Source organism: Mycobacterium shigaense (assembly GCF_002356315.1).
In the GTDB taxonomy this organism is placed as follows: domain Bacteria; phylum Actinomycetota; class Actinomycetes; order Mycobacteriales; family Mycobacteriaceae; genus Mycobacterium; species Mycobacterium shigaense.
The window spans coordinates 2,994,786-3,020,147 of record NZ_AP018164.1 but is presented as its reverse complement, the minus strand read 5'-3'; the positions used below and the strand labels follow the sequence as shown (position 1 = coordinate 3,020,147).

Genomic DNA, 25,362 nt, shown 5'->3' with positions numbered 1-25,362 from the left:
CCGGTGCGGCAGACTGTTGAAGGTGAGTATTCCGGACCGTCAACAGGTCGTTCAGAAAGCCATCGTGATGCCAGGTCCCGGCGCACCGCTGGAAAAGGTGGAGCGACCTGTCGACCCGCCCGGTCCCGGGCAGGTGCTGGTCAAGGTCAACGCTTCCAGTCTCAATTTCCACGACAACGTTAATTTGATGGGCTTGCTTCCCGGGCCCTGGCCGCGGGTGCCGATGAGTGACGGCGCCGGCGAAGTGGTGCGTCTCGGCCCTGGCGTGGCGGGGCTGCACGTCGGCGACCGCGTGATGGGGGCGTTTCATCCCAGCTGGCTCGACGGGCCGCCGACACCGGAAGCCAAGCGCCAGTTGCCCGGCGACAGCGAAGACGGGTGACTGCAGCAATACCGCGTCGCGAATGCGGCCGCCCTGGTGACCACGCCCGACCACCTCAGCGACGTCGAAGCCGCGACCTTGCCGTGCGCGGCCGTGACGGCGTGGAGTGCGCTGCAGGAGGCCGGTATCGGCGGGGGCGACGTCGTCGTCACCCTGGGGACCGGCGGCGTGTCGCTGTTCACCGTCCAATTGGCCGGGGCGCTGGGTGCCACCGTGATACTGACGTCGTCATCCGACGACAAGCTGAAAATCGGATCCGAATTGGGCGCAACGCATCTCATCAATTACCGGACGACCCCGCAATGGGACGTCGAGGTCAAGCGGTTGACCGCGGGACGAGGCGCCGACCTGGTCGTCGAGCTCGGCGGCTCCGCCACGTTGGGGCAGTCGGTTCATTCCGCGCGAGTCGGCGGCACCGTAGCGGTCATCGGTGTGCTCAGTGGATTCGACGCCGCCCCCCTGTCCGTCGCCGAGGTGATGCTCAACAACCTGCGGATCATCGGGATCACCGTCGGCAGCGTGCGCGCCCACCGCGAGCTGTGCGCGCTGATCACCCGGGCCGAGATCAGGCCGCACATCAGCCATGTCTTCGGTTGGGACGAGATCGACGATGCGGTGGCGGTCATGCGGGCCGGCGATCATGTCGGCAAGATCGCGCTGACCATCGGCTGAACCACCCACCATGGTGGTCTGTACAGTCATTCAGCGATGCTGTACGGTCGCCCAGCACAAGCCTGGGAGGTTGCCGGTGACGGGTGAGTCCGCGGACAGCGTGAATGGCGAGCAGGTCTTGAATTTTCCCCGAGCGCACGCCGCCGACCGCGGCGTGCCGTTCAACCAAGTGCGGCGTAACAGGTCGTCCTGACGTGCGTCGCAAGCCAGGGGGAAAGGGCCGAAATGAGTGACCAATTGCGGGACATTCGCGAGCTGGCCAATGACACCGACGCGTACCGCGACGAGCTCTACAAACGCTGGACCGGACTGTTGAGTTACTGCTACATCGGCCGCAAGCACTCGTCGATGGACATCGGCGAGGTCGACAACACCGTCGCGATCCGCCGGGACATGCGCAACGAATCCGGCGGAACCATCCTTGCGCCGCTGGCGATCTCATCACCGGAGGGTTGCCAGACCGACATGGTTACGGTACCGAACCCCGTCATCGCGTCGATTCGGATCATCGACCCCGGATACGACGTGCAACGGGTGGAAATCGTCGGCTCCGGCATTGTGCACCAGGGCCGCACCATGGGTTACGGGCGGTGCACCATCGTCGACGCCGACAACCCGGACCGGGTGATCGCATCCAACGAGGGCCAGGGAGCGATCATCGGCATCCCACCGGAAGGCCTTGACAGGATGGATGTTTCGGGCACCGAGCTGGTTATCGAAGATTCGGCCGACCTGCCGCCGCTATGGCAGGCCTTCGGCGCCGCCAAACGCGCCGACGGCAATTGGGTGTTGCCGCCGCTCAGTGTCGAACTTGCCTCACCCGATGCGGCGCTGCACATCGGGCCGCAGCACGTCGTCCTCGAGGCCGCCGCAACCGACCTCGCTGCTGAGGTCGCGGGGACCAGGAGAGTGCAGGTCGTCAGCTGGCACGTGATGTTCATGTCGCGCGAAAAGGTCGGCCCGTTCCGGGTGGAGGGTGCCCCCTACATTGTCCGTTCGAGTGGCCGTTCGAGAGGCCGTTCGGGACGCATCGGCGTGCGGATGCTGCTGCACGACGAGGGAAACGCGGACAAGGCCGTCACCTCGGCCGCGCCGATCTTTGCGGTCGTCGGCTAGCGTCCGACCTCAGCCGAGCCGTGACAACTGGTTACTCAGGTCCGAAAAGGCTTGTGCCATAGCGAGTTGCTCGCCGGCATTGTCGATCTCCACGTAGGACAGTCCGAAGCCGGTCAGCGTGCGACCCCGCCACCGAAGCTCTGCTTTGGCGCGGTGTCCGCGACCATGGTCGTCGACGGTGACGGTGACGTCGACGATGTCGGGTTGCCGAGAGATGTCGCAGTTCATGAGCGGTCCTTGCACGGAGTAGCCTGCGCGGCTAGAGGTTCACGGTCAACACATCGCCCACGGGCCGACGCGGCGTCGGCGGTGGGAGGTGTTCATGGTCGGGTGCCTGCCCGATTCGGACGAGCACCTGGGGCCGTGGGTGTCCGGTCAGCTCTTCGACAAGGTGGCGACTGGTCGACAGTTCCGTGAGATGGGTGAGTGTGCAGGTGGCCAGGCCGGCGGTCGTGGCCTCCAGCAATATCGTCGACAGCGTCTCTCCGCAGCCGAGCAGATCGCGCCGGGTGTCGTCATGCGCGGAAATCACCACGATCGTCGACACGTCGACCGGGACCTCCGCGCGCCGATCTGGGTGGTGGCTGACCGGAAACGTCCGGCCCACGTCCACGCGGCCCGCTTCGGCGGCGGAAAGCAACGAGTCGTACGGAATGCCCTCGCTCGCCTCGAAAGGAGCCGTCCAGCGCTGCAGGGTCGCGAAGTAGGCCGAGTCGTAGAACCGCAGGGCGTCAGTCAAATCCGTCGCCCAGGCGAGTTCGCTGCGATCCGCTTCGCTGATGACGTCGACCAGCGCAGCTCTGTCGTCCAGCCGGCCGCGCAGGCCACTTTCGAAAGCGGCCCAGTCGGAGACCGGACCGAAAGGCAGCCGGTCGGTGCGGCGCACCGCGATGGCCTCCGCGCGCCTTCGTTGTTCGTCGGTGACGGTGATCGATTCGGTGAACCTGATAGACGCGAGGTGATCGACCTGCTGCGGGTCGGGGCACCGGTCGATGTGGGACTCCCATCCCGCGGCAGCCATCGCGACGCGTAGGTGATCCAGGGCGGCCCCGCAGCTGATCAGGGCTTGGCGGTCGTGCGGGTCGGTCTGCACAACGTGACTCGAGTCCAGATACAGGTGCAGACCATCGCCGTCGGCGATCCAGCGCCACGGCTGGCTGTTGTGGTAGGAGGGGGCTCGGCAGGCCAACGCCACGGCGTCGGTCAGTACATCTGTTGCGACCGTTGTCATTGACGTCACCTAAGTCTCCCAATCATCTGCCGACTAGTTATCGACATTGCTCGACGGAGCAACCCCGCGGGCAGAGTCCTTGGTCCCCAATCGGAAAGAGAAGGGCCTCAGGCCCGCCGCAGGGAGTCGACTCGATCGCGCGAGGCGCCGGGCCGTCTGAATACGTTCGACGCCGGGGCTTGCCTACCGAATACGGGGCCGCAACTTTCGTATAATCCAGCGACGATGATGCACACCCAACTGGGAGACGTGCTCGGCCCGCTTGTGCTGAAAGGCAGTTGACGTGCCGGGTTTCGGGTTCGCGACGTTGGCGTTGCTGGCCGGGGTGGGTTTCGCCGGTCCGCTGCTGGCATCGCTGCCGCGCCTGCAGGTTCCGCTGATCATCGGCGAGCTGCTCGCCGGGCTCGTCTTCGGCAAAACCGGTTTCGGTGTCCTCGACGTGACCAACCCAACGTTTCAGTTGTTCGCGAACATCGGCTTCGCGCTGGTGATGTTCGTGGTGGGCACTCATGTTCCAATCCGCAGCCGCGAGGTGCGCTCGGCACTGCCGGCGGCCTTTTCCCGGGCGATTCTGACGGGAGGTGTGGCGGTCGCTCTCGGCGTCGCGGTGGCTTCGGCATTCGGCACCGGCCACGCGGCGCTCTACGCGGTCTTGATGACCTCGTCGTCGGCGGCGCTGGCGTTGCCGGTGATCGACTCGCTCCGGCTGAAGAGCCCGGCAGTGCTATCGGTGACGACGCAGATCGCGATCGCGGATGCCGGATGTATCGTGTTGCTGCCCTTGGTGATCGATCTCAAGCGTGCGCCGGCGACTGCGCTGAGTGCCGCGACGATCGCCGGCTGTGCGTTGGCGCTCTACGCGCTTCTGCGCGCCATTGCGCGTCGTGGCTGGCTCCAGCGTATCCATAGGTACTCCGAAAAGCGCCGCATGGCACTGGAACTGCGCACCAACCTCGTCGTGCTCTTCGGATTGTCGGCGCTCGCCGTCAGCACACACGTATCGATCATGTTGGCGGGCTTCGCGTTGGGCTTGGTGATCGCCGCCGTCGGCGAGCCGCGGCGATTGGCACGCCAGCTTTTCGGTATCACCGAAGGGTTTTTCAGCCCGCTGTTCTTCATCTGGCTGGGTGCGTCGTTGCAGGTGCGCGAGCTCGGTTCGCACCCGGTGTTCATCTTGTTGGGGGCGGCTCTCGGACTCGGTGCGGTGCTGGCCCACTCCGTGGGAAAGTTGCTCGGTCAGCCGCTGACGCTGGCCGTGTTGTCGGCCGCGCAGCTCGGTGTCCCGGTCGCCGCGGCCACGATCGGTACCGAGGAACACCTGCTGGCTCCCGGCGAGTCGTCAGCACTGATGCTGGGCGCACTGCTGACCATCGCCTCCGCCTCGATCGCGGGCGCGTGGGCCGCCCGCGGGCAGGCGACCGCAGCAGCGGCACAGTGAGCCGGCATGCCACGCGATCTAGGGGTGACTGCGGCCAGCGGCCTGGTGGCCGGCAGTGTCGTCGGTACGGGCATTTTCACCATGCCGGCCGTCATCGCCATGGCCGGTACGGTCGGAATCGTCGTCGTTGCCGCCGCGGGTCTCGGCTCCATGCTGCTGGCGGTCCTGTTCGGTCAGCTCAGCACGCGGCTCGTAGACAGCGATGGTGGCCTATACGCCTATGCCCGGCACGAATTCGGTGACCTCGCAGGCTATTTCGTCGGGTGGAGCTACTGGGTTTCGGCGTGGGCCGGCAACGCCGGAATCGTGGCATCCTGGGTGTTCTATGTTGACGCGTTATTGGGGCTGACCTCGCCGAGTGTGTGGATCAACTGGGGCATCGTGCTGGTGGGGCTTTGGGTCCCGGCGATCGTCAACCTCGTTGGTGTTCGGCTGATGTCCTGGTTCCAGACGATCACGGTCATTCTCAAATTCGTTCCGCTGCTGTTCTTCGCACTGGCCGGTTGGTTTTTCATCGACACGGAGCGCCTGATGCCGTTCAATGCCTCGGGCGGCAGCATCTACCGCGCGGTCGGGTTGGCCGCGGGGGTGGCGCTGTTCTCTTTCATCGGCGTTGAGGCCGCCGCTGTCACGTCAAAACGTGTGCGAGATCCCGCTCGCAACGTCGGGCGCGCTTCGGTGATCGGCGTTGCCGCCTGCGCGTTGCTCTATGTGATGGTGACGGCCGCAGTGATGGGCTTGGTGCCGCACGACGTACTGGTGCGTTCTGGCTCCCCATTCGTCGACGCCACCGCGGCGATCTTTCCTGGCCACGCGTGGGCCGGCAGTGTAATCGCCGCGGTGGCAGTCGTTTCGGGGATAGGCGCGCTGAACGGATGGACCCTGATAGTGACCGAGGCCTCTCGTCCCATGGCCGAGGACGGGTTGTTCCCTCGGCCGTTCGCCTGGAACGACCGCCACGGCAACGCCTGGTTTGGCATCGTCGTCGCCGCGGCCCTGCCATCGCTGCTCATGCTGTGGCGGTTCACGTCAAGCACGGGATTGACGGTGTTTACCTATCTGGTCGGGCTCAGCGCGGTGACGGTGGCGATCCCGTACCTTGTCTCAGCCCTCGCGCAGCTCGTCTACGTCGTATCCCACCGCCGCCGGGTCGATGGCTGGCGGTTCGGGCGTGACTGCGCAATATCGGTTGCGTGCGTGGCATTTTCGTCGTGGATGACCGTCGCGGCTGGCTACCAGATCCTGTCCCAGGCGTTAGCCGTCGTGGTGTTCGGCCTTGTCGGTTGGGCGGTCTCGAAGACGGGCAGCACTCGCCCGCGGGCGCAGGAACCCCGCCGAGGGCATCGGCCCTAGGGCGTGGGGCGAAAGGCCCTTGATGCAAGGACTTCTGCTCGCCTCGTGGCACGGTAGAAGGCACTCCGTATCGGTTCCGTTCGGCTCTACTGGCTGGGTTACGGGCGTGGTCAGATCGAACCAAGGCTCGTTGAGGAGGCCACGATGAAGCGATGGCAACGGCGGGATGCCGCAAGGTTGACCATGTATCGCGTGAGCGATCGCTTGCACCAGAGCCGCGTAGTCCAGGTGCCCGGCCACGAGATCGCATCGGTCGTGTCCGGTTGGCTGGCCGAGCTGGGAGCCTGCAGTCCACTGGTCGACGACCTCGCAAGCGCAGCCTGTGGCGGTGACTGGGCGGCGGCCTCCGCATTCGGCGACCAATTGTCCGTCGATGTGGCTGTTGCGGCCGCCGCGTGACCTCGATCATGGCACAAAGTCCCGCCCACTTGGGCCGTCGTCCTCTCGTGCCGCCCACGTCATTGCCGGACCGTTGGATTAGCAGATTTTCCTGAAGGGACCACAGCCATGAACCCGGGCTTTCCAGATGCGGCCACGATCCGCACCGTCTTGACGCTGGCATCGCGGGCTCCTTCCGTCCATAACACGCAGCCCTGGCGGTGGCTCGTTGGCACGGAAAGCCTTCACCTCTACGCCGATACGGACCGGCAACTGCCCAATGCGGACCCGGAAGGTCGAGACCTGATCCTGAGTTGTGGTGGGGCGCTGAATCACTGTGTTGTCGCTTTCGCGGCAGTGGGTTGGCATGCCAAGGTGACCCGGCTGCCGAACCCGGCCGACCCCGACCACCTTGCCGCGATCCAACTCTCCCGATACTCGGCCGAGCCCGTCGACATCGCGCTCGCCGCAGCAATACCGCGGCGACGCACGGACCGTCGCTACTACAACTCGTGGCCGGTGCCGGTCGGCGACATCGCATTGATGGCCGCGCGAGCCGCACGGCACGGGGTGACGCTCTGCCAAGTGGAGGAGACCGACCACCTACGTGAGATCGTGGCTCAATCGGTATGGGACCACATGACCCACGATTATCTCGTCGAACTCACCGAGTGGAGTGGACGCTACGCCGCGGCCGCGGGGGTCCCGGCCCGTAATACCCCGAAATCGGACCAGAAGGCGAAACTTCCAGGGCGGTATTTCGCGGGGCCCGTATTGGACATGCCGACGGGGGCGTCACCCGCCGAAGACAATGCCGCGTTGCTTGCGCTCGGAACGCGCGATGACGACCGGCTGGCCCAGTTGCGCGCGGGCGAAGCCACCAGTGTCGTGCTGCTCAGCGCCACGTCCATGGGCTTGGCAAGCTGCCCGGTCACCGAACCACTGGAGATTCCCGACACTCGCGAAGCCGTGCGAGCCGAGATCTTCGGCGATGGTAGTCATCCGCAGATGCTGTTGCGCGTGGGTTGGGCGCCGATCAACGCCGACCCACTGCCCGCGACACCGCGTCGCGAACTCGCCGATTTCGTCAAGTGGACGGCCGGCGAGTAATTGATATGTCGTCTGGGGAGTTGTGGTGGACACATTCACGCTAGATCCGCATAGCTGGCGCATCGGCATTCTTTTTGATCGCAATCCGCTGATTCGGCGCACCGACCGCATCGAAGCAATGGTGTTGATCCTTGCGGTGGTTGCGTCGCTGATCGGCGTTCCGATCGTCGCGGTAGTGGGAGCCATGACCTATGGCTCCCGTGCGCACCTCTACGCCCATCCCGCGACCCCGTCGACCCCGTGCTGGCCCGCCCTGGGCGACGCGCTTGCTATCGGCGGCGCGGCCTTCCTCTTCCTGGCGGTCACGGTGACATCTCTCGTGGTCGGGGTGCGTTCGTGGCTCGACCGAAGCCGTGACGCGCAGTGGGAGCACGCGCTCAACTGCATGCAGGGGGACGGCGGCCGGCGAAATCAGCGCTGACAACCGCAAAGGACGAACGTCCCTGTACACCAATGGCGAACCGGGCGGATGATGTGGCGATGAGCGGATACGGCGAGGCCTCGAGTACCGCCCTGTTGGATGCGGCTGCACTGCACCGACTTGTCCGGGTGCTCCTCGAGCGGGGCTACCGGGTCATCGGCCCGACCTTGCGGGACAACGCAATTGAGCTGGCAGAGCTCGAGTCAGGGGACGAGTTGCCGTACGGCTGGGGCGTCGACGTAGGCCCGGGTCACTATCGGGTGCGCCGGCGTGATGACAACGCGGCATTCGGGCATTCGGCTGGCCCGCAGTCCTGGAAGCAGTATCTGCATCCTCCGCGGCAGCGCGTGTGGGCGGGTACTCGGGACGGGGCCGGCACCGCCGCACCCGACGAGTTCCCCCGATACGCGTTCCTCGGTGTGCGTGGGTGTGACCTGGCCGCGATCAGGACCCTCGATCGGGTGCTCGGAACCTCTGCGTATCCGGACAACTCGTTTGTCGGTCGCCGCCGGCAGATCTTCGTCGTGGCGGTGAATTGCACGGAGCCGGGCGGGTTGTGTTTCTGCACTTCGATGGGAACCGGGCCGGGCGTCGGACCGGGCTATGACCTTGCCCTGACCGAGCGCTTGCACGGCGATGCGCCTTATTATCTCGTCGGCGTGGGTAGTCAAGAAGGCGCCGAGGTGCTGGAAGCCATCCCGCACGAATTCGCCAGCGCCGAGGAAACCCGTTGTGCGCGAGAAGAGGTCGACAGCGCGGCCGATCGGATGGGACGTCAGATGCCCGACACCGACCTGCGCCGGCTGCTGGTGCGATCACGCGAATCGGCGCAGTGGGACGACGTGGCCAGTCGTTGTCTGACCTGCGGCAACTGCACGATGGTGTGCCCGACCTGCTTTTGCACCAGCACCGAAGACGTCAGTGATCTCATGGGTGAGCACGCCGAGCGCTGGCGTTCCTGGGCTTCGTGTTTCGAGATGGATTTCACCTTCATCCACGGCGGCGGGAGCGTTCGCCAGTCCGGCGCATCCCGCTACCGGCATTGGTTGACCCACAAACTGAGCACCTGGCACGACCAGTTCGGGATGTCCGGCTGCGTCGGCTGTGGACGCTGTATTGCGTGGTGTCCCACTGGTATCGACATCACCGTGGAGATGAACAAGATGGCCGAAGCGGCCCAGGATGACTAACCCGATGACCAACGCGGCGGCTGCGGAGCAGACTCGCGCCCCCATGGCGCCCGTTCCGTATCGGGTACGCAGCCGTGTCGTCGAGAGCCCGGATTCGGCCACGCTGTGTCTTGAGCCCGTCGACGAAGTACTGCGGCGTCCGGAACCCGGCGAATTCATGATGCTCTACGCGTTCGGCGTCGGGGAGGCGGCGATCTCGATCAGCGGCGACCCCGCCGTCACCGACGGGTCGATCACCCACACGATCCGAGCGGTCGGCGCGGTCAGTCGAGCCCTGCACGACGCACAGCCGGGTGCTGTTGTCGGGGTGCGGGGCCCGTTTGGTACCACCTGGGGCCTGGCCGATGCCGTCGGCCGGGATCTGGTGATGGTCGCCGGCGGGGTCGGGTTGTGCCCGCTGCGTCCCGCGGTGCTTGGCGCACTCGCCGAGCGGTCCCGTTACGGGAAGGTGACGCTGATCGCCGGTGCCCGCACCCGCGCCGACTTCGTATTCGCCGCGCAGCTGGAGAAGTGGGCCCAAGAACCGGGCATCGAATTGCAACTGGTTGTCGATGCGCCGACGCCAGGCTGGCACGGCGAAGTCGGGCTGGTGACCGCGCCGCTGAGTCGATTGACGTTGGATACGGCACGCACCACTGCCTTTCTGTGCGGGCCGGAGCCGATGCTGCACTTCGGAGCGGAGGCCCTGCTCGCGAAAGGGGTTGCTGCGCAGGATATCCGCGTGTCGCTGGAGCGCAACATGCAATGCGGAATCGGGTGGTGCGGGCATTGTCAGCTCGGTCCGCTTCTGCTGTGCCGCGACGGCCCGGTGGTCGGCTTCGACATTGCGGGTCCGCTGCTGCGCGTAAAGGAGCTATAGATGAGCAAGTCCACCCTGGCGGTGTGGAAATTCGCATCCTGCGATGGCTGCCAGCTGACCTTGTTGGATTGCGAGGACGAGTTGCTCACCCTGGCCGAGCGCGTCGACATCGCGAACTTCGCGGAGGCGTCCAGCGCCATGGTCGCCGGGCCCTACGACGTGTCGCTGGTGGAGGGGTCGATCACCACCCGGCGCGATGAGCAACGCATCCGTGAAATCCGTTCGCAATCAAAGCTTCTGGTCACCATCGGCGCATGCGCGACGGCCGGGGGAGTGCAGGCCCTGCGCAACTTTGCCGACATCTCGGAGTTCACCTCGCTCGTGTATGCCAAACCGGAGTACGTCGATACCCTGGCAACCTCTACCCCCGCATCGGCTCATGTCAAAGTCGACTACCAGCTGCCCGGTTGCCCGATCGACCGTGGGCAATTGCTCGACACCCTGGCGGCGCTGTTGATCGGGCGCAAGCCGCGCCTGCCCGCCAAGACGGTGTGCATCGAATGCAAACTTCGCGGAGTGACGTGTGTGGTGGTTTCCGAAGGAACTCCGTGCCTTGGTCCGGTCACCCATGCGGGCTGCGGGGCCCTGTGCCCGAGGCATCATCGCGGCTGCTTCGGCTGCTTCGGTCCCTCGGCCGCACCGCAAACCGCCACACTGATTCCGTTATTGCGTCGCGACGGAATGTCCGATGGCGACGTGGACCGGGTTTTCGCGACATTCAACGTCGCCAGTTTCACCGCAGAGCGGAGCGGGCAATGACCCACGCGACGCGCAAGTTGAGTGTCGGCACGTTGACTCGCGTCGAAGGCGAGGGGGCGCTGCACGTCTCACTCAAGGATGGCGTGCTGGACAGCGTCCAACTCAACATCTATGAGCCGCCGCGGTTCTTCGAGGCGTTCCTGCGCGGCCGATCTCACACCGAGCCGCCCGATCTGACGGCGCGGGTGTGCGGAATCTGCCCCGTTGCCTACCAGGTCAGCGCCTGCAATGCCATCGAACAGGCCTGCGGGATCGAGGTGGACGAAGAACTTCTCGCGCTGCGCCGGTTGCTGTATTGCGGCGAATGGATCAACAGTCACGCCCTGCACATATATCTGCTGCACGCGCCCGACTTCCTTGGCCATCCCGACGTCGTGTCGATGGCCCGCGACCATCGGGAGGTGGTAGAGCGCGGTCTTGCGCTCAAGAAGGCGGGCAACCAGTTGATGGACTTCGTCGGAGGGCGGGCGATACACCCGATCAATGTGAGATTGGGCGGATTCTATTCGGTGCCAAGCCGATTGGATTTCGGGCCGGTTGCCGAGCAGCTGCGCATGGCGCAGGATCACGCGTTGGCGACCGTCGAATGGGTTTCCGGTTTCGAGTTCCCTGATATCGAAGTGGAGCATGAGTTCTTGGCGCTCACGGCGCCTGACCGCTACCCGATCGAGGACGGCGTCATTGCACGCAGCGCGGGCCCTTCTTTTCCGATAGCCGATTTCACCACCCGCGTCGTCGAGGCTCAGGTGCCGCACTCCACGGCGATGCATGCGACCCTCGATGGCGTCCGGTATCTGACCGGGCCGCTGGCGCGATTTTCGCTGAACTCGGCGACGCTGTCGCCGCTGGCCGCGCAGGCCGCGGCGAGCGCCGGGCTGTCGGCGCAATGCCGAAATCCATTTCGCAGCATCGTTGTCCGTGCCGTCGAAGTCGTGTACGCGATCGAAGAAGCGTTACGCATCATCTCCGAATATCAACGCCCGTCGCGGCCATACGTCGAGGTCCCCGCGCGCGCCGCCATCGGGCACGGCGTCAGCGAGGCGCCTCGCGGCCTGCTCTATCACCGATACCAGATCGACAACGACGGGCTGGTCGCCGAGGCGACCATCATTCCGCCGACCTCACAGAATCAAGCCGCGATAGAAGCCGACTTGGCCCGTATTGTTGCCGACAACCTCGCCCTCGACGACGCCGCGCTGACCGGCCTGTGTGAAAGATTGATTCGCAGCTACGACCCGTGTATCTCGTGCTCGACGCACTTCCTGCGGTTGACGGTCGAGCGCGCATGAGCAAAGACGCGCCCACCATACCGGCAGACATGGTGGTGGTCGGGCTTGGCAACGCCTACCGCAAGGACGACGCAGTCGGTGTGATTGCCGCGGCCGCGATCCGAGAACTCGTGTCGCCGCATGTTCGTGTGGTAACCGACATCTCGGACTCGACGCTGCTGCTCGATGCGTGGCGCGATGCCGAAGTCGCGGTGGTGATCGACGCCGCCAGGGGGGCTTCGCCGATGCCGGGCGAGGTCCGTCGGTGGACGGTCGCCGACCTGACGAACATGCCCAAGGGGTGGACCTCGCACAGCATCGATCTGGCTCGCACCCATGCGCTGGCCCAGATCCTTGCCCAAGCGCCCACCGCGATGGTGGTGTTCGCCGTCGAGGTCGTGGATACCGGTCATGGTGTCGGCCTGACCGCAGCCGTCGCCGACGCCGTGCCCGAGGTGGTCGGCCTGGTGCTCGCTGAGATCAACGACCGTCGGACAACAACGAGGCGATCGCCGCACTCAGCTTCGCGGTGACCTCGGCGACGGCGGCCCGGAATTCGTTCGACATGCGTGTCGCTGGGGCTCGTTCAAGTCGCATCTCACCAAGCGTGGATACCCGCATCTCTCGCATTGATCTGATCGGCTAGACGCGAGGAGAAAAAGGGGCAGAAGTCCCGAGGCGGCGAGGGACCTTTGGCCATGCAACTCGGTGACGTGTACCCCTGCCGCCGATCCGTCGCGCCTGGGCACGATTGAACTCCGAGGAATTAAGGAGAAGCGCATGAAGGCCAAGGTCGGTGATTGGCTGGTGATCAAGGGCGCCGCGATCGACAAGCCGGACCAGCGGGGATTGATCACGGAGGTTCACTCGCCGGATGGCGCCCCGCCGTACGTGGTGCGGTGGCTTGCCACCGACCACGAGGCCACCATTTTCCCTGGTGTCGACGCGGTCGTCGTCACGGCCGCCGCGCAGGCGGAAGCCGACGAGCGGGCGCGCCATCGCTTCGGGGCCATACAGTCCGCCATTGCCCACGGTGCAAAGCAATAGGGCGTTCGATCATGGGCAATAACGCGCCGCTTTCCCACACGTTCGATGTCGAAGTGACAACGCACGGTCAGCTTTCCGAAGCGGCCGATTATGCGCGCGACAAGGTCGGCGAGCTGAGCCAGTACATCCGCAGGCCGGTGCTCAACGCCAGGCTCAGACTGGCCAGACATGGCGATCCGGCGGTTGCACGACCCGTCGTTGCGCAGGCGAATCTCGACGTCGACGGGGTGCCCGTCCGCGCTCAAGTAGAGGCGACGACCGCGCGAGAGGCGGTCGATCTCCTCGTGGCGCGGCTGCGCCGGCGCCTGGAGCGTGTTGCCGAACTCCGAGCGCCGCGTCGCGGTGGGGTCCGCGAAGCCGGCGCCCATGAATGGCGGCACGGTTCTGAGCCGACGCATCGGCGCGACTATTTTCAGCGCCCCGCAGCCGAGCGTCGTGTCATCCGCCGCAAGTCGTACACCATGGCACCGTGTTCGATCGATGAGGCCGCCCGCGAAATGGAGCTCTTCGATTACGACTTCCACCTGTTCACCGAGCAGGGCAGCGCGGCCGCGGCGGTGCTGTATCGCGCCGGTGAAACCGGCTACCGCCTTGCCTTGGTGTCACCCGACGGAGCCGATCAGCTCAGTCCGCACGCCGTGCCCGTGACGATCAGCCCGCACGCGGTGCCCTGTTTGACCGAAGAAGAAGCCGCCGACCGGATGTCGCTGCTCAATCTGCCGTTCCTGTTCTATATCGATGCCGCTCAGGGCCGTGCCAACGTGTTGTATCACCGCTACGACGGGCATTACGGCGTCATCACCCCGGCGGGCTAGGCATCGTGCAAGACGGCGCACTCGGTGACCAAGGTCCAGCTGGCGGGAGACTTTGTGCCATTACGCCGACATGGCGAAAGACGAAAACTGAATATGCATATGTGCTTTAAAGTGCGGCCATCTGATCGCGAAGGAGTCGTTGAGTCATGAGTAGTCGGAATTTCGGTCTGGGGCCCGCCGCCGGCCAGTACGGTGCGGAGGACGAGAACCAGCTTCAGCCAGCCGACACGTTGATCGATCGCGGTGTCGACGACATACTCGACGAGGGATATTCACCGCCCGAGCGGCCGTACGGGCCAGGCGCCTTCGGACCGGCGGAAACACTTGACCAACAGTTGGCGGAGGAAGAGCCAGATCCGTTCTCGCGCATCGGTAATCCACTTGACGCCGAAGAGCAGCAGCGGTCTGACCAGGCCGAGCGCGCAAGCGAGTTCCCGGAGCGACACGAGGTTGGACGAAAGCGAGCCGGCCGACTCGTAGCACCGGACATGGGGTTTGGCGTGCACGCGGAATCGGAGCTGGTCGCTGAGGACGTCGGTATCAACGGGGGAGCGGCATCCGCCGAGGAGGCCGCGGTGTACATCATCGACGACGAGGATTAGTCCGTTCCGCGCCAGTCGCCAAACCGCTTGAGGTAGCCCAACATGCGGTGTATGGGCACGGGCCGCGGCCATTCCTCGGCGCGGAAGTAGGCATCCGATCCGCCGTCGACGAATATCACGCTCCCGCAAAGGAATGTCGCCGCGTCCGAAAGCATGAACAGTGCCCAATCGGCAAGCTGTCCCGCATCACCGTAGCCGCCGACCGGAATCGGAAAGGAGCGAACAGCCTTCGCCTGACTTGCGATCGACAGCTGCTCCTCGAGTAAGGGTGTCATGATCGCCCCAGGTGCAAGGGCATTGAGGCGGATGCCCGATCCCGCCCACTCCGGTCGCACGGCCGCACGCCGCACCCAGCGACTCACCGCAATTTTGGATGCGGCATAAAGGATCGTCGGTGCATATGTACCGAACACTCGCACCGAACGCACCGCCCGATCGGGGTTACCGCCGAGCAATGCCCGGACTGTTCGCGCCGGAACGGCGGGTGTCGTAGTTGTGGAATTGCTGGAAAAGACGACAACTTTCGCGAAGACTGTAGCGGCGAGGGCCGGCCGCCACGCGTCGAGAAGATCCACCACGCCGAAGAAATTGACTTGGGCAATCGATACACACCGACCGGCGGCCGGCCCGGGACCAAGACCCGCGGCCAGCACGGCACCGTCCAGTCTCGATCCTGACGACGCCAGCACACCGTCGGCGGCGGCCCGGCGTCCCTGGGGAGTCGACAAGTCAGCCACGATGTCCGCCTGCTTGATATCCACCCCGATCACGGTGTGACCGTTTTCGCGAAGTTTGCGGGCCACCTGCTGTCCCATGCCGGACGCCGATCCCGTTACCGCGTAAACGCCCACCAGCGACCTCGTTTAGCCGTTCGCGCTTACCTGTTTCTGGTGATGTGGCACCAGGTAATCCACAAACCAGTCACGCGCGAGTCGAGCAACCTCCTCGAGTGCGCCCTGTTCCTCGAACAGGTGGGTCGCACCCGGAACGACGATTAGTTCGCATGGTCCGGGTATTGCGCGCTGCGCTCGCCGGTTCAAGTCGAGGACCACCTCGTCGCGGCCACCGACAATCAGCAGAGTGGGTGCCTTCACGTTCACCAGGGCGGCCCCCGCGAGATCCGGCCGACCCCCGCGGGAGACAACCGCCTTGACATCGATCCGCGGATCGGCGGCCGCAACCAGGGCTGCTCCAGCGCCGGTGCTCGCGCCGAAATACCCAACTGGAAACGATGCCAGATCGGGCTGTCCGGCGAGCCAATCAGTCACTTCGATGAGTCGGTCAGCCAGCAACTTGATATCGAAAACATTGCTGCGGTTTCGTTCCTCATCGGGAGCGAGCAGGTCGATGAGCAGCGTGCCGACACCGGCCTGGTTCAGGACGTCGGCGACGTAGCGATTCCGGGGACTATGCCGGCTGCTGCCGCTGCCGTGGGCGAAAACGACAATGCCTTTGGGGTTTTCGGGGATGACCAGGTGCCCTGCGATCGGCACCCGCCCGGTGAGTATGTGGATCTCTTCGTCCCGCAACGGCGGATCGGCGGCAGCGTCGACCTCTGCCCGCTCGGCGAAGTTCGTCCGCGCCCGATCGAGCAGCTCGACGACGTCATTGTCGGTTGTCGGGGCGAAGTGGCGGTATCCCTGGCCCACGGCAGCGAATGGCGTTGGCGTTTCCAAACAGACCACCTCGTCGGCCACGCCGCCAAATCTCGCGGCGACGTCCGGCGGTCCGATCGGAACGGCGAGCACCACCCGGCTCGCTCCATGCACCCGAGCCACCCGGCAGGCCGCCTTGGCCGTCGCGCCGGTGGCGATGCCGTCGTCGACAATGACGACGGTCCGCCCTGCCAGCGAGATCGGGTCCCGCCCGCGCCGGAAGCGATCCGCAAGGCGGCGCAGCTCGACCCGTTGCTTGCGTTCGACTACGTCCATGTCGTCGCCGTCAAGATGTGACTGACGCACGACCGAGTCGTTCAGCACTCGCACGCCGTCCTCGCCGATGGCTCCGAAAGCCAATTCGGGCTGGAACGGAACGCCCAGTTTGCGTACCAGGAGCACGTCAAGCGGTGCCTGCAGTGCGTTGGCGATCTCGAAGGCTACCGGCACCCCACCGCGCGGCAGGCCGACCACGACCACGTCTTGACCCTGCAAGAACTCCATGTGCGACGCCAGCTGCCGGCCCGCGTCGACCCGGTCCTCGAAGGGTTCGATGCAGCGATACTGGTACGGCGACGCAGCCCCCGAGCCCCGTATGAACCGACGTAGCCCGTCAAAGATGTTGTGCGTGGCCATGATCGATCCCCAACTATGATTGCTGGCCCGCAAGGCGGTCGGGCGCGGCGTAGCGCAGCAGCGCACCGATCCCATCCGCGGGGGCGATCCGGCCGTCGGCCAGAACGACTGCGGCACCGATCGCGATTGCTGCGAAGGGCAGCACCTCGTCGGCCCGGGCCACCCTGTCCACGGGCTCGCCCAGCTCGGACAGCGCGTCCGCATCGGGCGCGAACACGGTCCGCGTCGCGCCGGTGACGACGGTCGCGTCGCCCAGCTCACCGATGATCAACGTATCGACGTCGCCATCGCGAAGCGCTGCGCATACCGCAGCCATTCCCTCGGCCGCCAAACCCGATCTCCGTCCGGTCTCGGCTTCGTATCGACCGGCGATGGTGGTCAATTCGCTGCCTTGTCGCCGGTCGAGTTCCGCCGCCGTCATTTCCCGGAGTTCTTCGGGATCGATTCCGGACGGTCGCGCCCCGACATGGAGCTGTGACACCCGCTGGTGCACCCGCTCGGGCAATTCGGCCAATAAGCCGGCGCGAGAACGCGCCTCACCACACACGAAGACCACCTCGGGATCCGCGTCATCGACCAGCCGTGTGAGGTGGTCGGCGACCGCGCGGTAGTTCATTCGGAGGGCCTCGTCGGTCGTGTGCTGGCGGTCGCCGTAGCCGTTCCAGCCCGCGCTGGCCGGCTTGTGTACCGGGAATCCGCCGCCGTCGATGCAGGTGGAGTTGATCGTCTGGCCCCGATACAGCGATACGTCGGCTCCGGTGCGGTGAACGGTGGTCACCACGTAGGTCGGTCTGCGTATCTCGAGTCGCACCAACGGCAGGATGTACGGGTAATCGGAGAACCGAACCACTGCGGACGGCGGCGGGCTGCTCAGCTCCTCGTTGACCAGCACCTCATCGTCGGTCGTGATCACTGCGCGGCCGCGCCGACCCACGGCCGGCCGATGGTGCAGGACAGCTTCCTCGAGCTTGCCGATCACTTCCGGTCCGGCACCCAGGTTCTCGAGATTGCGGCGGATATCGCCCCAGGTGGCTTCGAGTCGCTCGGCCGCGTCCGGGGTGTCATGTGTGTCGTCGAAATAGATCGACGCGAAGGGACCCTTTGCTTTTGCCAGCCATCGAAGGCGTTCCGATCGCATGCCGTCCCTTTCCGTGCGTATGACTGCAGGTACCGCGTTCACCCGAACTTAAGAAATCTGGCGCCGGCCCGCGAGGGCCGTTAGCCCCTCGATGTGAGTCTTAAGTCCCGCACACCGGGAGTACGAACTCCATTTAGTGTTGCGCGGCAGATGCTTTCGACCGAATGGCCGATGGCCGGAGCGCGCTTGTGACGGCATCTGCCCCGGCCATCGGTGAATCAGTCGAGCATTGAGACGGGCTTACTTGGTCGCCACCTCACTGGTGCTGTGCACCACGCTGCGGAAAAACTGGATGCGCGCGGTGACCAACTCCTCGGCCAGGTCCAGTGCAGCGTCGACCACGGTCTTACGTCGCGACTGTTCCGGCAACACGGGACTGATCTGGTCGACGAACTTGCGTGCCGCCTCGATCGCCTGCTTGCGGGCGGTTTCGACCGATTCAAGTACGTCGTCAGAAAGTTCGGCCCAGCGCGGCTCAGTCTTTTCGGGTGCCTCCGTCATGGTTCCACTCCTGGTCAGTAGCTCATGGTGTCAAAGCCGACGTTGGCATTTGCAGATGCATCGACCGTACGACGGGCGGGCTATCCGAACGAGTGACTAAGGTCCTTTCGGCCGTGGTCATATGTCCCGATCGAAGTAATGTTCGGTGTTGTCAGTCAAGGACTTTCGTGGCGACCGGCGGGCCCTTGGTCCCTACGCTCCGGCTCGGCGCAGTTGTTAGCGTGCCGTTATGGCGACGCATGCCAGCGAAGACCCCCAGGGACCGGGCGCTCCTGATCGGCGAGCCCCGGGCGGTGGCCTGGCCGATGCGATTACCCCCTTCGTGCATACGGGCCAGTACTACGCTCGATCCTGGCGCGACTACCTGGGCAAGGCGCCGGACGAACTTCCGATCGCCCGACCCACCATCGCCCTGGCGGCGCAGGCCTTCCGCGACGAGATCGTCTTGCTGGGCCTGAAAACCCGCCGCCCGGTCAGCCGTCCGGATGCCTTCGAACGCATTACCCGCGAAGTGAGTGCCGCAGTCGAGTTCTACGGGAACAGGGGTTGGCTGGACAAGCCCAAAGGCTTCTTCGCCAAACCACCCGTGCTGCATGATGTCACCGTCCGAAAGGTCAAGGGGCGCAGACGGTCGTTCTACCGGATTTTTTTCGACAGCGGGTACGCACCCCGTCCGGGCGAACCGGGCGCGGAGCGCTGGCGGAGTTATACCGCGAACAACCGCGAGTACGCATTGCTGCTCCGCCATCCGCAACCGCGTCCTTGGCTCGTCTGCATCCATGGGACCGAGATGGGTCGCGCGGCATTAGATCTCGCTTTGTTCCGCGCCTGGAAACTGCATGACGAACTCGGCCTGAATGTCGTCATGCCGGTCCTGCCGATGCACGGTCCGCGGTCGCATGACTTGCCAAAGGGCGCGGTGTTCCCCGGGGAGGATGTCCTCGACGATGTGCATGCCACCGCGCAGGCCGTGTGGGATATCCGGCGGCTCTTGTCCTGGATCCGGCTGCAGGAGCCCCAGTCGCCGATGGGACTGAACAGCCTTTCGCTCGGCGGCTACATCGCGGCGTTGGTCGCCAGCCTCGACAAGGGTCTGACCTGCGCGATCCTGGGCGTCCCGGTGGCCGACCTGGTCGAATTGCTGGGACGTCATTCGGGGCTCGGTGTCGATGATCCGCGCCGTGACACGATGATATTGGCCGAATCCATCGGGCGAATGATGTCGCCGCTGTCGCTGACACCGCTCGTGCCGATGGCGGGTCGCTTCATCTACGCCGGGATCGCCGACCGCGTGGTGCACCCACGCGAGCAGGTGATTCGGCTGTGGGAGCACTGGGGCAAGCCGGAAATCGTGTGGTATCCGGGTGGCCACACCGGATTCTTCCGCTCGCAACCCGTGCAGAACTTCGTCTGGGATGCGCTCAAGCAGTCGGGATTATTGGACGGAACTGGCACGTGGCGGGACCGGCCCGCGTAGGTTGTCGAGGACTCAATGAAACCGATGGACCCGCTGGACGCCGCGATGATGGCGGCCGAAATGGTGTCCAGCCCCATGCATGCCGGCGCCGTGCTGATCCTGTCGCCCCCCGCGCACAGCGGCCCGCGCTATGTCGATGAACTGTATCGCGAGACGCTGGCCGGAAATCAATCGATAGATCCCCGGCTGCGCAGATATCCGCATCGCGGATTGGATACCGGTGGGATCTGGGTGTGGCGGGATAGCGTCGATGTGGATGTGAATCGACATTTCTCGCGCCGCACGGTCTCTGGTGGCCGAGACGGGTTCTGGCGGTTGATCGGCGAGTTGCATGCCGAGCGTCTCGACCGGTCCGGGCCGATGTGGATGGCTTATCTGATCGATGGCGTCGACGACGACCGGTTCGCCTTCTACATCAAGGTGCATCACACCCTGATCGACGGTGTCGCCGGTCTCCGGATGATCGCCGACGCGCTCAGCAGCGACCCGAAACGTCGGTCGATGCCGCCCTTCTATGCCGACCGCCGCGAGCAATCCGCGCCGTCGAGCGCCACGACCGGATTACTCACCCATCTGTTCGCGCCGATACGAACTGTGATTGACACGACCGCGTCGGGCGTCGACCTGATACAGCGAGTCGTCACGGGCGAGCTGTCGACGCTGATCGACAGCCTGGTCGGGCACACGACCGTGCTGCCTTTCGCAGCGCCGTATACGCGGGTCAACGGCCGCCTGAGCGCAGAGCGCGCGGTGTGCGCGGGAAGTTGGGCGAAGGATCGCATCCAGGCCGTGGGACAGGCGGCGGCTGTCAGCGGCAACGACGTAATAACCGCGATGATCGCCGGGGTGATGCGCCGATGGCTGGACGATCGCGGTGAACTGCCCGGCCAGTCGGTGGTCGGTGTCTGCCCGATCACCCTGCGCGATCGGGAATCCGATCCGCGAGATGGCCAACAGGGCAACATGTTCGGTCTTTGGCTGTGCCCGTTGGGAACCAACGTGGACGATCCGCTAGCGCGGCTGGATGTGATTCACCGATCGATGTCGGAGGGAAAGCGCTGGGTCGCCAAACGTGGCTCGGCGGCGTCGCTGCTGACGAATGCGGGAAGCATCGCCGCGACCGTCGTAGCCCCGCTGCTGCCGTTCACCCCGAAAGTACGTACCGGCTTCAATCTGCCCATCTCGCACGTTCCCGGGCCGCAGCGCGAAATGTATTGGAACGGTGCGCATATCGAGGAGATTTACCCGGTGTCGACGGTGTACGACGGAATGGCCCTCAACGTCACGACCTGCTCCTATTCCGACCGCGTCGGATTCGGTTACGCGGCGGACCGCAAGGCGGTGCCCGACATCGACCGCTTGATACCGCTTACCGAGCTGTCTCTGGTCGAGCTTGAATCCGCCCTGGGTTTGCTTCCTGACGGTGCCGCACGGTGATCTATTCTGCGCCGCCGCAAGGTCGTTGGACCGGGTAGGTAGGGACCTATGGCCGGTGCCTGGCGACTTTGAGCGATCTAGTGTTAGGGCTGTCGGTGTGATGTCATCGCAACGCAGCCCGCCGAGTTGGATCGAGGTGGTCATCGTGAGCCAGGCTGCTGGAATCGCGTTGGTTGTCGGTTTTGTCGTCGTCGTGGTAGCCGCCTCGATCAGAGTGGTGCAGCAATACCAGCGCGGTGTGCACTTTCGCCTCGGGCGAGTCATCGGGGTGCGCGAGCCCGGGCTGCGACTGATCATCCCGATTATCGATCGCCTGTGGCGGGTTTCGCTACGCATCGTGACCATGCCGATCCAGTCGCAGGGCATCATCACTCGCGACAACGTGAGCGTCGACATAGCCGCGGTTGCTTACTTCCGTGTCGTCGATGCGCGCAAATCCGTCGTCGTCATCGAAAACGTCAACACCGCCATCAACCAGATCGCGCAGACCACCCTGCGTAACGTTGTCGGGCAACATTCCCTCGACGAGGTGCTGGCACAGACGGAAAAGATCAATGGCAGCATCCGCCAAATCCTCGATACCACCACGGTGGAATGGGGCGTGGAGGTGACCTTGGTCGAGCTCAAGGACATCCAGCTTCCGGACAGCATGAAGCGCGCAATGGCACGCGAAGCCGAGGCCGAGCGCGAAAAGCGCGCCAAAATCATTGCCGCGGAAGGCGAAGCGCGCGCTGCAGCCGCGCTCGGCGACGCGTCGGACATCATGATGCGGCACCCGCTGGCCCTGCAGCTGAGAAACCTGCTGACGCTGCTGGAACTCGGGGTGGAGAAAAACACCACGATCGTCTTTCCGGCTCCATTGATGAACGCGATCGGAGAGTTGACCACGTTTTTGACCCGCGAGTCCAAGGCGGCGACACCCGATGAGCCCCAGGGTATTCCGGGTGGTCCCGTTGTCCACGCGGCGTCATTTCAATAGGCCATGATTGGCCGCCGTCAACCGACGGCCGGCACCCCTAACTGGTGAGCGGCGTCGCCCAAGTCACGTGGGTTCCGCCGTCGGGCGGCGCAGCGATTCGGCAGGTGCCACCAAGTTGTTCAGCGCGGTGGTGCAGGTCGGTCAGGTCGCCGTGTCGCTGGCCGTCGCCGTCGTCAATGATCTCGAGGACGAACATGTCGCCGGCGGTGACCGCTACGGTAAGGCGGGAGGCGCTCGGATCGCGCATTGCATTGCTGATCGCCTGGGCGGTGACTGCTGCGGCGTGCTCGGCGAGTTCGCTGCCGACCGAGGCCAGCGTCCCGCTTGTCTGTACGGTGACGGCGACATCCTGGCCTGCGGTCAGCTCGGCGACCAGCTGCCGCATGCGATGGGCTAAGGTCTTGCTGGGTCCGGAGCGGGCGCCGAGCCTGAAGCCGGCCGCGCGGATGTCTCCGATGGTGCTTTGCAAATTGTCGACCGCGGCGGTGAGGCGATCAGTCATCTCAGGTGACCGCGACCGCGCGAGCGCACCCTGCAGGTCCAGACCCGCGGCGAATAACCGCTGGATGACGTGGTCATGCAGCTCATGCGCAATGCGTTCACGGTCCGCCAGGATGCCTAGTTCCCGTTCGCGGTCACGGTTGGTGGCCAGCTGCAGTGCCACTGCCGCGTGCGCTGCGAAATCGCCGACCGAGTCCAGATAGCTCGGGTCGAAGGGAGCCGAATCTATGTTGCGCGCGACCGCGATCACGCCGGTGATGCCGTCACGTGTGCGTAAGGGAAATACAATCGCTGGGCGCTGTCCCACGTCGGTGAACGCCGGGATGGGGTGCCGCAAGGAATCCGTGATCACCGGCGTTCCAGTGCGGAAGACAGTCCCGCTAGTGGAATCGCTGATGGGTACCTGTTGACCGATCACGTCGTCGGCGTGCACGCCGACCGCAGTGGCCACCACCAACGCGTCGGTGTCGTCCGGGTCGCCGTCCGTCAAGGCAGGAACAAGCAGAATCGCTTGCTCGGCCTCGGTCAGCTCCATCGCGCGCTCGGCGATCAACCGCAGTATGCCCGAGTCCGGGTCGGCGCCCGACAGCAACGCGGTGGTGATCTCTCGGCTGGCCTGAATCCAAGCTGCCGACGCCCGCAGCCGATCAAACAGTTGCGCGTTATCGATTGCCACGGCCGCCGCTGATGCCAGCGCGTTCACGGCCGTCTCATGGGAGTCGGTGAAGACTCGTCCGGGGCGATCGTCGGTGACATACAAGGTGCCGAAGACTGCCCCGCGGATGGCGATGGGGACCCCGAGGAAGGCGCGCATGGGGGGATGATGCTCGGGAAAGCCGACCGCCGCCGGATGCATATTCATATCGTCGAGGCGCAGCACCTCGGCGGGCCGAAGCGCAAGGCCCAGAACGCCTTTACCGACCGGCAGGCGCCCGATCTCTCGCACGGTGTCCGCTGCCATTCCGGCGTGCACAAACGTAACGATCCGGCCATCATCGTCGCGGGTGGCCAGCGCTCCGTAGTTTGCCCCGGTCAGATCTATCGCCGCTGCGACGATCCGGCGCAGCGTCGCGTCCAGATCGACATGAGAACCGATCTCGATGATGGCCTGCAGTAGCTGTTCCATCTGGTCACGGGCGGCCAGCAGTTCATCGAGTTGTCGATGCAGGCGGCCCACCAGCTCGGGTTTGCCTAGATCAGCAAACGCCGATTCCCTATCCTCACCGGCCACCGGTCGGCACCTCTCGTGCGCCGCTATCGCCTCGTTTCCGTGCATGACATTCCGGCGTTAGCGATGTCCGCAGGCTGGGTATTCAACCCGCGCAGTGCGAATGCTACTCCGTTGCGACCGTTAAGGTTTAGATCAAAAATCCGGTCTCCCGAGCCGTGAATCGTTACGGATAACCGTAACGACGGTGGCCTGACGATATGCTCGAACCGCGAGCTGCGGATGCGGCGTTTGCCACCGGCTCGGCGAACCTTGAGGCTCGCGGGTGAGCAAAGACGGCGCAACCGGGACCGTGACCGTTTGCTCCCGGCGGGCGCGCGCAGCCGGTTTAGTTGGGGCCGAACGGCCCTATCTGGAGTGTCTCGTCGGACCTACGGTGACGTTTGCGGTATAGATACGACAGGACCGAAACCACGCCAGGACCCGGTTAGCTGGTTGTATCGTCGCGCACCGGTTCAGCCTGGCGGAAAGTTGGGGAGGTCCTGTTCGTGACACGGAGACTCTGCGTCTTTCTCGTGGTCCAGGACAACATCGTCCGCCGCTCGCTCCGTGAGTTGGTGGAAAGCGACGCCGAATTGGAACTGGTCGGGCAGGCCGCGGGGGTCAACCAGGCAATGGCGCAGATACCGCGCTGCACGCCCGACGTGGCGCTGCTCGACGATCGGCTGCCCGACGGCAATGGGTTCGATTTGTGTTGGCAACTGCGTCCCCAGGTGCCGATGTTGCGATGCGTGATCTTTACCTCTTTCGGCTCGCCCGAGCTCATGGTCAGCGCGGTCCAAGCAGGCGCTTGCGGTTGGATCGTCCGGAACGCCAAGGGCGTTGAGATGCTTGCCGCCATCAAGGGTGCGGCCGCTGGTGAGTTCCTCCTCGACACCGGGATTGCCACTGCGTGGCTGGGCGGCCGCGTACATGAGGAGTACTGGGGCACTGGTCTGACATTGACCGAACAGGAAGGCGATCTCTTGCGCCTGCTCGCTACGGGCAGCGGCGGCGGCCAGATCGCTGATCAGATGCGTCTCGATGACAAGGCGTTTCGCGAATGCCTGTGGATGCTGATATCCAAAGCGCACGCGCCCCGTGACGGTGGTTGGAACTTTTGGTGATCGTCTGACGCGGCTGCGACATTCGTTGCTCCTGAGGACCATAGACCCTGGTGGGGTGCCGCA

The 25,362-nt window shown here is 64.9% G+C and carries 27 protein-coding genes; 20 read left to right on the top strand and 7 right to left on the bottom strand.

Features of this window, described 5'->3' with window-relative positions:
• Window positions 1-22 precede the first annotated feature (22 nt).
• The 3 genes from MSG_RS14205 to MSG_RS14195 all read left to right on the top strand — a co-directional run bounded on the left by MSG_RS14205 (window position 23) and on the right by MSG_RS14195 (window position 2,170).
• Entirely contained in the window at window positions 23-382 is a 360-nt protein-coding gene (locus MSG_RS14205) for an alcohol dehydrogenase catalytic domain-containing protein (RefSeq protein ID WP_162899215.1), read from the top strand.
• Window positions 383-418: 36 nt separating this feature from the next.
• Window positions 419-1,054: a zinc-dependent alcohol dehydrogenase family protein gene (locus MSG_RS14200; protein ID WP_162899214.1), complete on the top strand. Its 636-nt coding sequence runs from the start codon at window positions 419-421 to the stop codon at window positions 1,052-1,054.
• A gap of 225 nt (window positions 1,055-1,279) precedes the next feature.
• Complete coding sequence (locus MSG_RS14195; RefSeq protein ID WP_096440536.1) at window positions 1,280-2,170, top strand: hypothetical protein; 891 nt, start codon at window positions 1,280-1,282, stop codon at window positions 2,168-2,170.
• Window positions 2,171-2,179: 9 nt separating this feature from the next.
• On the opposite strand, the gene MSG_RS14190 is transcribed toward MSG_RS14195, so the two are convergent.
• Together MSG_RS14190 and MSG_RS14185 are read right to left on the bottom strand one after the other, a co-directional pair.
• Complete coding sequence (locus MSG_RS14190; RefSeq protein ID WP_096440534.1) at window positions 2,180-2,398, bottom strand: dsRBD fold-containing protein; 219 nt, start codon at window positions 2,396-2,398, stop codon at window positions 2,180-2,182.
• A 31-nt stretch (window positions 2,399-2,429) separates the two neighbouring features.
• Entirely contained in the window at window positions 2,430-3,401 is a 972-nt protein-coding gene (locus MSG_RS14185) for an Acg family FMN-binding oxidoreductase (RefSeq protein WP_096440532.1), read from the bottom strand.
• 283 nt (window positions 3,402-3,684) lie between these two features.
• Here MSG_RS14185 and MSG_RS14180 point away from each other — a divergent pair, with 283 nt between their 5' ends.
• The 13 genes from MSG_RS14180 (at window position 3,685) to MSG_RS14120 (ending at window position 14,641) form a co-directional block, all read left to right on the top strand.
• A complete protein-coding gene (locus tag MSG_RS14180) occupies window positions 3,685-4,839 on the top strand; it encodes a cation:proton antiporter (protein WP_096440530.1) in 1,155 nt (384 codons plus the stop codon).
• A 6-nt stretch (window positions 4,840-4,845) separates the two neighbouring features.
• Complete coding sequence (locus tag MSG_RS14175) at window positions 4,846-6,192, top strand: amino acid permease (RefSeq protein ID WP_096440528.1); 1,347 nt, start codon at window positions 4,846-4,848, stop codon at window positions 6,190-6,192.
• Between the two features lie 183 nt (window positions 6,193-6,375).
• Window positions 6,376-6,591 carry a hypothetical protein gene (locus tag MSG_RS14170; protein WP_373421198.1) on the top strand — a complete coding sequence of 72 codons (216 nt, stop codon included), beginning with the start codon at window positions 6,376-6,378 and terminating at the stop codon, window positions 6,589-6,591.
• A gap of 108 nt (window positions 6,592-6,699) precedes the next feature.
• On the top strand, window positions 6,700-7,680 hold the full coding sequence (locus MSG_RS14165; protein WP_096440524.1) for an Acg family FMN-binding oxidoreductase: 981 nt from the start codon (window positions 6,700-6,702) through the stop codon (window positions 7,678-7,680).
• A gap of 25 nt (window positions 7,681-7,705) precedes the next feature.
• Window positions 7,706-8,101, top strand: coding sequence for a hypothetical protein (locus MSG_RS14160; RefSeq protein WP_142404523.1), 396 nt, complete (start codon window positions 7,706-7,708; stop codon window positions 8,099-8,101).
• 59 nt (window positions 8,102-8,160) lie between these two features.
• A complete protein-coding gene (locus MSG_RS14155) occupies window positions 8,161-9,291 on the top strand; it encodes a 4Fe-4S dicluster domain-containing protein (protein WP_096444500.1) in 1,131 nt (376 codons plus the stop codon).
• 4 nt (window positions 9,292-9,295) lie between these two features.
• Window positions 9,296-10,150 carry an FAD/NAD(P)-binding protein gene (locus MSG_RS14150; RefSeq protein ID WP_096440520.1) on the top strand — a complete coding sequence of 285 codons (855 nt, stop codon included), beginning with the start codon at window positions 9,296-9,298 and terminating at the stop codon, window positions 10,148-10,150.
• Window positions 10,151-10,909, top strand: a complete 759-nt coding sequence (locus tag MSG_RS14145) for an NADH-quinone oxidoreductase subunit B family protein (RefSeq protein WP_096440518.1) — start codon at window positions 10,151-10,153, stop codon at window positions 10,907-10,909.
• On the top strand, window positions 10,906-12,198 hold the full coding sequence (locus MSG_RS14140; protein ID WP_096440515.1) for a Ni/Fe hydrogenase subunit alpha: 1,293 nt from the start codon (window positions 10,906-10,908) through the stop codon (window positions 12,196-12,198). Before MSG_RS14145 ends, MSG_RS14140 begins: the two co-directional genes overlap by 4 nt.
• Window positions 12,195-12,710 carry a hydrogenase maturation protease gene (locus MSG_RS14135; RefSeq protein ID WP_232011030.1) on the top strand — a complete coding sequence of 172 codons (516 nt, stop codon included), beginning with the start codon at window positions 12,195-12,197 and terminating at the stop codon, window positions 12,708-12,710. The genes MSG_RS14140 and MSG_RS14135 overlap by 4 nt, the downstream gene beginning before the upstream one ends.
• A 247-nt stretch (window positions 12,711-12,957) precedes the next feature.
• A complete protein-coding gene (locus MSG_RS14130) occupies window positions 12,958-13,224 on the top strand; it encodes a DUF1918 domain-containing protein (RefSeq protein WP_096440513.1) in 267 nt (88 codons plus the stop codon).
• Between the two features lie 11 nt (window positions 13,225-13,235).
• Window positions 13,236-14,039 (top strand): sigma 54 modulation/S30EA ribosomal C-terminal domain-containing protein, encoded by an 804-nt coding sequence (locus MSG_RS14125; RefSeq protein ID WP_096440511.1) that lies wholly within the window; start codon window positions 13,236-13,238, stop codon window positions 14,037-14,039.
• Between the two features lie 146 nt (window positions 14,040-14,185).
• Window positions 14,186-14,641 carry a DUF5709 domain-containing protein gene (locus MSG_RS14120; protein WP_096440509.1) on the top strand — a complete coding sequence of 152 codons (456 nt, stop codon included), beginning with the start codon at window positions 14,186-14,188 and terminating at the stop codon, window positions 14,639-14,641.
• Here MSG_RS14120 and MSG_RS14115 read toward each other — a convergent pair.
• From MSG_RS14115 to MSG_RS14100, 4 genes are all read right to left on the bottom strand, one after another.
• Window positions 14,638-15,492 carry an SDR family oxidoreductase gene (locus MSG_RS14115; protein WP_096440507.1) on the bottom strand — a complete coding sequence of 285 codons (855 nt, stop codon included), beginning with the start codon at window positions 15,490-15,492 and terminating at the stop codon, window positions 14,638-14,640. The genes MSG_RS14120 and MSG_RS14115 overlap by 4 nt on opposite strands.
• A gap of 12 nt (window positions 15,493-15,504) precedes the next feature.
• Window positions 15,505-16,851 carry a phosphoribosyltransferase family protein gene (locus MSG_RS14110; RefSeq protein ID WP_096444496.1) on the bottom strand — a complete coding sequence of 449 codons (1,347 nt, stop codon included), beginning with the start codon at window positions 16,849-16,851 and terminating at the stop codon, window positions 15,505-15,507.
• A gap of 94 nt (window positions 16,852-16,945) precedes the next feature.
• Complete coding sequence (locus MSG_RS14105; RefSeq protein WP_096440505.1) at window positions 16,946-18,070, bottom strand: Rv2629 family ribosome hibernation factor; 1,125 nt, start codon at window positions 18,068-18,070, stop codon at window positions 16,946-16,948.
• Between the two features lie 240 nt (window positions 18,071-18,310).
• Entirely contained in the window at window positions 18,311-18,571 is a 261-nt protein-coding gene (locus MSG_RS14100) for a hypothetical protein (protein ID WP_096440503.1), read from the bottom strand.
• Between the two features lie 229 nt (window positions 18,572-18,800).
• Here MSG_RS14100 and MSG_RS14095 point away from each other — a divergent pair, with 229 nt between their 5' ends.
• The 3 genes from MSG_RS14095 (at window position 18,801) to MSG_RS14085 (ending at window position 22,464) form a co-directional block, all read left to right on the top strand.
• On the top strand, window positions 18,801-20,048 hold the full coding sequence (locus tag MSG_RS14095) for an alpha/beta hydrolase family protein (RefSeq protein WP_232011029.1): 1,248 nt from the start codon (window positions 18,801-18,803) through the stop codon (window positions 20,046-20,048).
• 15 nt (window positions 20,049-20,063) lie between these two features.
• Entirely contained in the window at window positions 20,064-21,485 is a 1,422-nt protein-coding gene (locus MSG_RS14090; protein ID WP_096440499.1) for a wax ester/triacylglycerol synthase family O-acyltransferase, read from the top strand.
• Window positions 21,486-21,627: 142 nt separating this feature from the next.
• Window positions 21,628-22,464 carry an SPFH domain-containing protein gene (locus tag MSG_RS14085; protein WP_408632026.1) on the top strand — a complete coding sequence of 279 codons (837 nt, stop codon included), beginning with the start codon at window positions 21,628-21,630 and terminating at the stop codon, window positions 22,462-22,464.
• A 37-nt stretch (window positions 22,465-22,501) separates the two neighbouring features.
• On the opposite strand, the gene MSG_RS14080 is transcribed toward MSG_RS14085, so the two are convergent.
• The gene (locus tag MSG_RS14080) at window positions 22,502-24,091 is read right to left on the bottom strand and encodes a GAF domain-containing sensor histidine kinase (protein WP_232011290.1); all 1,590 of its coding nucleotides are present in this window, start codon (window positions 24,089-24,091) and stop codon (window positions 22,502-22,504) included.
• Between the two features lie 617 nt (window positions 24,092-24,708).
• Between MSG_RS14080 and MSG_RS14075 the strand changes: the two genes are divergently transcribed.
• A complete protein-coding gene (locus MSG_RS14075) occupies window positions 24,709-25,299 on the top strand; it encodes a response regulator (protein ID WP_162899212.1) in 591 nt (196 codons plus the stop codon).
• Window positions 25,300-25,362: the final 63 nt, after the last annotated feature.